Origin of the sequence: Terrisporobacter petrolearius, from assembly GCF_020748185.1 — a bacterium.
GTDB lineage: Bacteria > Bacillota > Clostridia > Peptostreptococcales > Peptostreptococcaceae > Terrisporobacter > Terrisporobacter petrolearius.
Genome location: NZ_JAHZMO010000073.1, coordinates 1 through 8,769 on the forward strand (window position 1 = coordinate 1; position 8,769 = coordinate 8,769).

The following is an 8,769-nucleotide window of genomic DNA, read 5'->3' on the forward strand; positions in this document are numbered from 1 at the left end:
AAACTTATAGAGGAATATATTTCTTTCTACAATCACGAACGTGTACAAATAAAAAATGGCATGAGTCCAGTTGAATACCGAACACATGCCGCTTAAAGTGCCTTTTTTATGAGTGTCTACTTGACAGGGTCATAACTAAATTCGGTTCTTTTATATCTATCCTAAATATTCTAATATTTCTCCTGCATTCTTGTCAGTTTTAACCTTATTGTATACTCTTTCTATAATTCCATTTTCGTCTATAATATATGTTGTTCTCACCACACCCATACTAACTTTTCCATATAACTTCTTTTCCTGCCATACATCGTAAGCCTTTATTGCTTCAAGTTCAGGATCTGATAGTAATATAAATGGCAGTTCATGCTTTGTAGCAAAATTACTATGTGATTTTACACTATCTTTACTTATTCCTATTACTACTACATCCTTTGATGTAAATTGTTCATAACTATCCCTGAAAGCACATGCTTGTTTAGTGCATCCAGCTGTATTGTCCCTTGGATAAAAATACAGTACTACTTTTTTATTTTTGAAATCTGATAAACTTACTTCATTCCCGTCTTTATCTAGTAATTTAAATTCAGGTGCTTTTACTCCTACTTCTAACATTTTTTCAACTCCTATTTAAATTTTTTTATTATTTCATCAACAATATATCTACTTGCATTTCCATCACCATATGGATTTGATGCATTTGACATTTTATTGTATAGTTCTTTATTAGTTAATAATTTCTTTGTTAAATTATAGATAGTTTCTTCCTCTACACCAGCTAATTTTAAAGTGACTGCATCTATTCCCTCTGGTCTTTCTGTTGTGTCTCTTAGTGCCAATACAGTTTTTTCTAGAGAAGGTGCCTCTTCTTGGATTCCACCACTATCTGTCATTATTATATAAGATTTATTAAGAAAGTTATGAAAGTCTAATACTTCCAAAGGCTCTATCAAATGTATCCTATTACAATCTCCAAATACTTCATTGGCAGTTTCTCTAATAATAGGATTCAAATGTATAGGATAAACAACTTGAACATCTTCAAATTCATCAACTATTCTTTTTATTTCACCAAACATACTCTTCATATTTTGCCCTAAATTTTCTCGTCTATGAGCTGTAAGAAGTATCATTCTGTCATTACCTATTTTTTTATTATATTATTAGTATAATTTTCTCTTATTGTAGTTTTTAGACAATCTATTGCTGTGTTTCTTGTAACATATTAAGGTGAATATTTATTATAAGTTCTTAGACCTGCCTCCACATGTCCAAGAGTTACTTTATTGTAAAACGCTGCAAAACTAGCCGCCAAAGTTGTCATTGTATCTCCATGTACTTATACAATATCCGGTTTAGCTTCTCTTATAACACAATCTAAATTTTGTAAAGCTCTACTAGTTATATCTGCAAGGGTTTGACCTGGTTTCATAATATTTAAGTCATAATCAGGTTTTATATTAAATGTATCTATGTCTATGTTGAGCTGTTACGCATACTATACTATCTACTTCTTCTCTAGATTCTAATTCTTTTACTAGAGGAACCATTTTTATAGCCTCTGGTCTAGTACCAAATACAGTCATAACCTTTACTTTCATTTTTAGTATCCTTTTACCCTAGAAATAATTATAGTATTTTTAATAATTTTAACAAGTTCATTTTAATATAATTTTATATAATTCAATTCTTTTATATTTTTTCATTTATTTTTTCTACTATACCACTTAAAATATTTTCTAATTCTTCACTTACTTCTTCTGATCCCTTATGAGTGATTTCCACAATTTCTCTAGTCATTGGTAATTCTCCTAAAAGATCCAAATCCATTTCTTTCAAGAATGCTTCTGTTTCTTCTCCATCAAATAACTTAATCCTATTATTGCAGTCTGGACATTCAATATAACTCATATTTTCTACTAGACCTAATATGTTTATATTTAGCATTTTGGCCATATTTACGCCTTTTGTAACTATCATAGATATCATATCTTGAGGAACAGATACCATAATCATTCCAGTTAAAGGAACAGATTGCATAATCGTAAGAGCAACATCTCCTGTTCCTGGAGGCATATCTATTAATAAGTAATCTAACTCTTCCCATATTACATCTTTATAAAATTGTTTTATTGTATTACTTATTAAAGGCCCTTTAAATACTACTGGCTGACTTTCATCATTTACCATAAAGTTTACAGACATGGTTTTTATATTTTCTTTAGTTATTATAGGATAAATATCTTTCCCATTATTTGAAAAAGCTCTTTCATGTTGAACTCCCATAAGTCTTGGGATACTTGGTCCTGTTATATCTGCATCTAATATTCCTACTTTATGTCCTTCTTTACTAAGTTTTTTTGCTATTAGTGAAGTTATGGTAGATTTCCCCACTCCACCTTTTCCACTCATAACACCTATTATATTTTTTATTTTATTATTTGGATTATTCTCTATTGTACAAGTATCTTGTTTATTGCAGTTATTTTTTGATGGACATGAATTACAATTTGCCATTTTATTTTCCTCCATAGATTATAGTTATTTATCTATTATTTATTAATTTTTATATCATCAACAATTTTTATAAATTCGTTTTATAATTAGTATATACCCACAATTTCTTATTTTAATGTGTAATCTTTAATAAATATTTGAATATATACTAATAATTCATGGGTATATTATTGATAAAAATATATAAGGAGGACAATTATGAAAATATATACTAAAACAGGGGATAAAGGTAAAACATCTCTATATGACGGAAGTAGAGTTGATAAAGATGATATAAGGGTGGAATCTTATGGAACGTTGGACGAACTAAACTCTTATATAGGTCTTTGCACAAATTATGTCAAAGACGAAGATAAAGAGATTTTAAGAAGCATACAAATAAAGTTATTTGCTATATCTGCTGAATTAGCAACGAGGAAAGAAGGAAAATATAAAACACCTATAACTGAGGATGATGTAGTGTTACTGGAAAAAATTATAGACTCTTATATTTCAAAAATTGATAAAATGGATGCTTTTATAGTTCCTGGAACTAGTTTAATATCTGCTAACTTACATATAGCTAGAACAATTTGTAGAAAAGCTGAAAGAAGAATTATTTCTCTTAGTAAGGTTGAAACTGTTAATCCGCAGTTATTGAAATATGTAAATAGACTTTCCGATGTAATTTATGCTATTGCTAGATATAATGAATCTGAATTAATATATATTAAATATTAAAAAGAGCCTCTTAATTTCAACTTTATAAAATTAAGAGGCCTTTTAATTTTTTTATTTAGAACAGTAAATTTCAATGGCTTTTGACATTAATTCAGCTGTTCCTTGCCCATTTTGATCAATATTTTTTTGAAATCTCTCATCATTTATATACATTAAACCTAAACCTGATAAAATTTCTTTTGTACAATTATAAAAACTAGATGAAATGTGATTTCTCCACTTTTCTACTAAGTCTTGTACTTCTTCACTTCCTGGATCACAACCTATATGCTCACCAAAAGCTTTTAAAATCTCACTACCTTTTTTATTAATAGCACCCCATTGATTTTCGCTGTAGTTATTTGTTTTTTCTTCACATTCTTTATATGCATCTGTATTTCCCCAACGCTCTTTTACCTCTTTAGCATATTTCTTTTTACTTTCTTCTATATCTTTCATATCAAATTCTTTAAAGCTCATATTATTCTCTCCTTCTATAGTATTATTTATAAGGCCAATCAAACTATCTATTCGTTGCCGTTTTTTTACTAGTAATTCTTTTTGCTTATTCAAAGCTTCTCCTTTATCATAATTGGGATTTGTCATTATTTCTTTTATTTCATTTAAAGGAAAATCTAGTTCTTTAAAAAACAATATTTGTTGCAAAGTTTCAAGAGAATCTTTGGAATACAACCTATATCCTGATTCTGTAATTTCGCTAGGCTTTAACAGTCCTATTTCATCATAATAATGCAAAGTCCTAACTGTTATGCCTGTCAATTTTGCTACTTCACTTATCTTCATTTTTCAACCTCCTTTCCTCAGTTCCCTATTACACTTATAACTATATTCTATAACGCAACGTCAGAGTCAATACAATTTTTAATATTTATTTTAACCATGAAAAGCAAGGAATTACTATTAAAAATTTAATTTAAACATTAAATACATCAAATCAGTTGGATTTTTTATAAATATTGGTTATCATAAAAGTTACAGGATAAATTTGGAGGTAAAACTTATGGAGTCAAAATTTAATGATGATATAGAAAGAAGAAAAGCAAGTGTATTAGAACATAACAAAACTGCTAATATAATCTCTGTATTCAAAATGGCATTGTTTATTTTAATATGCTATAACATATACAAAATATATGTAAATCATTATCCTTTAAAATTAATTTTACTTTTAGTTGTAGAAATAGTTATATTTATTATTGCATCTCTATTTCATAAAAATACTTATGAACAAATACATAAAGCTGAAGGGATTATAAAAATTGATGAGGCTAATATGAAGAGAATTTCTGGTGAATGGTCTGATTTCACAGATATTGGTGAAGAATTTATAAATTATGATCACCCTTATGCAACGGACTTGGATATAGTAGGAAAAAATTCTTTATTCCAAATGATTAATAGTACTGGTACTTATTATGGAAGAAGAAGATTTGTAAAAGACTTACTAAGCCCTAATTTTTCAGATAAAGAAATTCAATATCGTCATGATGCTATTACTGAGCTAAGCAAAAACTATGATTTTTCTGTTGAAACAGAATATGATTTTTCTCTTATAGGTGTAGATGAGGATTTTGACAATTTAATTACACAACTTCAAGATAAAAAAAGATTTATTGAAAGTAAATTTTTAAAATTATTATTTAAAACATCTAGTATAATAACTTGTATTGCTTTGATTTATGCTCTAGTAACTAAAAATACTGTTGGTTTTATTATTCTTAACTGTTTAATTATATTTCAACTATTACTATGGGTCATTGGTTATTTAAGTGCAAATAGTTATGTTGGAACACTTAAAAAGCTAGCACCTAAAATTAGTCGCTACGACGATGTTATTAACAATATTACAAAAGTAAAATTTACTTCATATAAATTAAATGAGATTGAAAAGAATATAGAAAAAGCTAAAATTGGAGTTAACAAACTATCAAAAATTGCTTCAAATATAAATCAGCGTAATAATGGTGTTATGTGCATTATTTTAAACTGCATATTACTTTGGGACTACAAAAATGCTATAGATTTAGATAATTGGAAACAAGAATATTCTGATTTAGTAGAAAATTGGTTTCATACTTTAGGAGAACTGGAAAGTTTAATTAGTTTTGCCAATCTTCCTAGAATTTGCAAAAATATTTGTCTTCCTACTTTCACTGAGAAAAACAACATAATTGAAGCTACAAATATGGGGCATCCTTTAATCGCCAATGATAAACGTATTTGCAACGATTTTAATCTAGATAATAATATTTACATTATTTCTGGTTCTAATATGTCTGGTAAAACTACTTTTATGAGAACTGTTGGTATTAATATGGTTCTTGCTTGCTCTGGAAGTTATGTATGTGCCAATAGCATGTTATCATCTAAAATGAATATAATTACATCTATGCGTATAAGAGATGATTTAAACGAAGGGATTTCAACATTCTATGCTGAGCTAAAAAGAATAAAAAAAATAATTGATCAATCTCATATTAACTCTCATACATTATTTTTGATAGATGAGATTTTTAGGGGAACAAATTCCATTGATAGACTTAAAGGTGCTCAAGGTGTCCTAAGGGAATTATGTAAATGTCATGTTTCAGGAATGATTACAACTCATGATTTAGATGTTTGTAATTTAGAATATGAAAATCCTAATATTATAAACTATAGTTTTAATGAGCACTATATAGATGATGAAATTTACTTTGATTACAAGTTAAAAAAAGAAAGATCCCTTACTACAAATGCTGAATACTTATTGAGAAAAGTTGGTATTCTTTCTTAAATTAATAACTTTTATTTTTATATAAAAATTACCTGGGCTCATAAAAATTTGTTGCCCGATCTATATAGATTAGAATTTAAACAAGGTATGAATTATTTAAATAATTCATACCTTTCATTTTTATTTTCAAATATTTTCTTTCATGTAACTACTTAAAACTTTGTCTTCCTTACCTACTTTCATAACAAAATAATTAACCAAATATCCCATTGCAATAACCCCGATAAAATCGATTAATAATCTATAGAAAGTGAATTTGTACCCTAAGGAACTTATTTCAAATAGAAGAGTAGAAATTTTTATAACACACCAAGCATTCATAAAAATAATTACATTAGTAAACTTTACACCTTTCTTCAGTAAGACAGCTGTAAATGGAAATGCTGCATACATCGGCCCCGCCGCAAAAGCTGCAAAAGTTATGGCAATGGCAATTCCTATGATTCCAGAATCATCACCCATATACTTCATCATTGATTCTCTAGATACCCATTCGTCCATTAATCCGAGAAGAATCATAATGGGTGGTAGTACTGATAACATCTGTAGAAAACTATCTTTTGAACTATTAAATGCCTTTATACCAATATTTTTTTCAAATATAATAACTAAAACAATGATAACAAAAACAATAAGAAAAAACTTATATCTATTTGCTAAGTAATAAATTTTCTTTTTCACCCTAAAATCACCCCCATAAAAAAGGCAACTACAAATGAAAATAAAATCGCAAATAAATTTCTATAAAAAGCAGCCTTTTTCCCAATATATTTAGATTCTAAAGTAAAAGTCATTATCCCAACAAAAGTTAAAGTTGATACTAAGGCCGCCACTTGGGCGTAACCCGCACCACTATTTAATAAAGTATTTGCAATTGAAAATGCTACAAAAGTTGGAACCATAACAATTGACCCCACAATTGCAGAAAATAAAACCCCTAAAAAACCTGATTCATTTCCTATTAAATTTGAAATTGTATTGGTATCCACAAAGGCTAACATTAACCCTACAATTACTATTATAGATAAAAATTGAGGCATGATATTTTCCATAGATTTACAAGCTTTGATTAAAGCATTTTTTGTTTTTTCTTTATTTTTTAAATATGATATAAAGCACATTACAGCTGCCAATGTATATAGAATATATGTTGTCATATAATCCCCCCTGATTTTATGCTTATATATAACTATATGAATAAAAGATATAATACTATACAAAAAACATCTTATTTATTTTACTTGTACATCCTATAGAATACAGGCATATATAGTATAAAAGACATTAACATAAATACTCCACATACTAATATTAATAAGTTTGCATTATCATTATTCATTTTTTGAAATAGCATTAATATAAACATTACTATGTACAATATTGCCGTACAAAGCTTTCCAAACCACTTGGCCCCATCTAGTTTTTTACCTTTTCGAAGCATTATAATTCCCATAATTGCCATAAACCCTTCTTTTACTATAAATAAGCCTACTAAGTACCACATTAATTCATATTTAAATGATAAAGCAAATACAAGAGCTGCTTGAGTTAACTTATCTGCCAAAGGATCTATAAACTTTCCCCACTCAGTAATCATATTAAACTTTCTAGCTATAAAACCATCTAAAAAGTCTGTGATTCCAGAAATACATACTATACCTGCCACAACATAATAATCCTCCACTGATGTTGCATTGTAATAAACATATAAAAATACAGGTATTAAAATTATCCTAAAATACCCCATTATATTAGGTATTGAAAATGCTTCTTTTTTTGAAATTTTCATCCTTAACACCTTCTTTCATTTATTTTCAAATATATTATAAATAATAACACACATTAATGTAATACTTATCTTACATTTGCTTTATATAAATAAGTTTGTATTTTTAATGATTATGGTATATCATATAGTCCTTAGAGGATTTATATTCATTAACAACAGTAGGGTATAAAAAGAAGGTTCATATTTAAACATATAAAGGAGATTAATATGTGTGATTTTATCTCTAAAAATAAAGAATTATTTAATGAGTTAGATATATTTATAAATTCAATCCATGATAATAAAAAAACACTGATGAATACTCTACATCATGCTCAGAGTATATTCGGATATTTACCAAAAGATGTACAGATTCATATTTCAGAAAAGTTAAATCTTCCTTTTAGCCAGGTGGAAGGTGTTGTTAATTTTTATAGCTACTTTGTCACTGAACTTAAAGGTAAGTACAATATAAAAGTTTGCTTTGGTAGTGCTTGTAGCAAGGATGATAGCTCTAGTATTCTTAATGAATTTGAAAAGTTAATCGGAATTAAATTTGGAGAAACTACTAAAGATATGAAATTTAGTTTGGAATCTTGTGGATGCGTAGGCGTTTGCCGTAAAACTCCTATCGTAACTGTAAACGGACAAGTTTATGAAAGTGTAGCAGTTGAAGATATTCCTTCAATCTTAGAAAATTGTAATTAATGATTAAAGGCTGCTTTATAGCGGCCTTTTGAATTTTATTTGTCCACATTAATGCCTTCTATAGAATCATTGTATAATAAATTAGCTTTCGAAATAGATGATTCTAATTTTGACATATTTATTGGTTTAATTATATTATTATTAAATGAACTAATCCCCCTTGTATAATCTAGTTGTAACATTTGATAGAAAACTTTCTAATAATCTAACGAACATTAACAACTTTTCTAAATTTAAAAATCTATCTAAAATCCTACCGGATCTTAAGTCATTTCTTAGCTTG

The 8,769-nt window shown here is 27.7% G+C and carries 10 protein-coding genes and 1 pseudogene; 4 read left to right on the plus strand and 7 right to left on the minus strand.

Features of this window, described 5'->3' with window-relative positions; genetic code table 11:
- The coding region (locus K0040_RS19165) for an IS3 family transposase (RefSeq protein ID WP_228110328.1) at positions 1-96 on the plus strand (96 nt) is incomplete at its 5' end.
- 60 nt (positions 97-156) lie between these two features.
- Here K0040_RS19165 and bcp read toward each other — a convergent pair.
- The 3 genes and pseudogenes from bcp to K0040_RS19180 all read right to left on the minus strand — a co-directional run bounded on the left by bcp (position 157) and on the right by K0040_RS19180 (position 2,514).
- Entirely contained in the window at positions 157-612 is a 456-nt protein-coding gene (bcp, locus tag K0040_RS19170; protein WP_228110319.1) for a thioredoxin-dependent thiol peroxidase, read from the minus strand.
- 11 nt (positions 613-623) lie between these two features.
- Positions 624-1,598: pseudogene (gene wecB, locus K0040_RS21315) on the minus strand (non-hydrolyzing UDP-N-acetylglucosamine 2-epimerase).
- Positions 1,599-1,689: 91 nt separating this feature from the next.
- The gene (locus K0040_RS19180; protein ID WP_228110320.1) at positions 1,690-2,514 is read right to left on the minus strand and encodes an Mrp/NBP35 family ATP-binding protein; all 825 of its coding nucleotides are present in this window, start codon (positions 2,512-2,514) and stop codon (positions 1,690-1,692) included.
- Between the two features lie 198 nt (positions 2,515-2,712).
- On the opposite strand from K0040_RS19180, the gene K0040_RS19185 reads away from it, so the two are divergent.
- Complete coding sequence (locus K0040_RS19185; protein WP_228110321.1) at positions 2,713-3,234, plus strand: cob(I)yrinic acid a,c-diamide adenosyltransferase; 522 nt, start codon at positions 2,713-2,715, stop codon at positions 3,232-3,234.
- A gap of 51 nt (positions 3,235-3,285) precedes the next feature.
- Here K0040_RS19185 and K0040_RS19190 read toward each other — a convergent pair whose 3' ends face one another.
- On the minus strand, positions 3,286-4,017 hold the full coding sequence (locus K0040_RS19190; RefSeq protein ID WP_228110322.1) for a MerR family transcriptional regulator: 732 nt from the start codon (positions 4,015-4,017) through the stop codon (positions 3,286-3,288).
- Between the two features lie 217 nt (positions 4,018-4,234).
- Between K0040_RS19190 and K0040_RS19195 the strand changes: the two genes are divergently transcribed.
- A complete protein-coding gene (locus K0040_RS19195; protein WP_228110323.1) occupies positions 4,235-6,010 on the plus strand; it encodes a MutS-related protein in 1,776 nt (591 codons plus the stop codon).
- Between the two features lie 126 nt (positions 6,011-6,136).
- Here K0040_RS19195 and K0040_RS19200 read toward each other — a convergent pair whose 3' ends face one another.
- The 3 genes from K0040_RS19200 to K0040_RS19210 all read right to left on the minus strand — a co-directional run bounded on the left by K0040_RS19200 (position 6,137) and on the right by K0040_RS19210 (position 7,799).
- Positions 6,137-6,691 (minus strand): permease, encoded by a 555-nt coding sequence (locus K0040_RS19200; protein ID WP_228110324.1) that lies wholly within the window; start codon positions 6,689-6,691, stop codon positions 6,137-6,139.
- Positions 6,688-7,167, minus strand: coding sequence for a permease (locus K0040_RS19205; protein WP_228110325.1), 480 nt, complete (start codon positions 7,165-7,167; stop codon positions 6,688-6,690). Before K0040_RS19205 ends, K0040_RS19200 begins: the two co-directional genes overlap by 4 nt.
- Before the next feature lie 80 nt (positions 7,168-7,247).
- Positions 7,248-7,799 (minus strand): CDP-alcohol phosphatidyltransferase family protein, encoded by a 552-nt coding sequence (locus K0040_RS19210; protein ID WP_228110326.1) that lies wholly within the window; start codon positions 7,797-7,799, stop codon positions 7,248-7,250.
- A gap of 207 nt (positions 7,800-8,006) precedes the next feature.
- Here K0040_RS19210 and K0040_RS19215 point away from each other — a divergent pair, with 207 nt between their 5' ends.
- Positions 8,007-8,486 (plus strand): NADH-quinone oxidoreductase subunit NuoE family protein, encoded by a 480-nt coding sequence (locus K0040_RS19215; protein ID WP_228110327.1) that lies wholly within the window; start codon positions 8,007-8,009, stop codon positions 8,484-8,486.
- Positions 8,487-8,769: the final 283 nt, after the last annotated feature.

What these genes read in the sequence shown, in the direction of transcription:
- bcp (WP_228110319.1), bottom strand. Translation starts at nt 612, where the DNA reads ATGTTAGAAGTAGGAGTAAAAGCACCTGAATTTAAATTACTAGATAAA.
- K0040_RS19180 (WP_228110320.1), bottom strand. Translation starts at nt 2,514, where the DNA reads ATGGCAAATTGTAATTCATGTCCATCAAAAAATAACTGCAATAAACAA.
- K0040_RS19185 (WP_228110321.1), top strand. Translation starts at nt 2,713, where the DNA reads ATGAAAATATATACTAAAACAGGGGATAAAGGTAAAACATCTCTATAT.
- K0040_RS19190 (WP_228110322.1), bottom strand. Translation starts at nt 4,017, where the DNA reads ATGAAGATAAGTGAAGTAGCAAAATTGACAGGCATAACAGTTAGGACT.
- K0040_RS19195 (WP_228110323.1), top strand. Translation starts at nt 4,235, where the DNA reads ATGGAGTCAAAATTTAATGATGATATAGAAAGAAGAAAAGCAAGTGTA.
- K0040_RS19205 (WP_228110325.1), bottom strand. Translation starts at nt 7,167, where the DNA reads ATGACAACATATATTCTATATACATTGGCAGCTGTAATGTGCTTTATA.
- K0040_RS19210 (WP_228110326.1), bottom strand. Translation starts at nt 7,799, where the DNA reads ATGAAAATTTCAAAAAAAGAAGCATTTTCAATACCTAATATAATGGGG.
- K0040_RS19215 (WP_228110327.1), top strand. Translation starts at nt 8,007, where the DNA reads ATGTGTGATTTTATCTCTAAAAATAAAGAATTATTTAATGAGTTAGAT.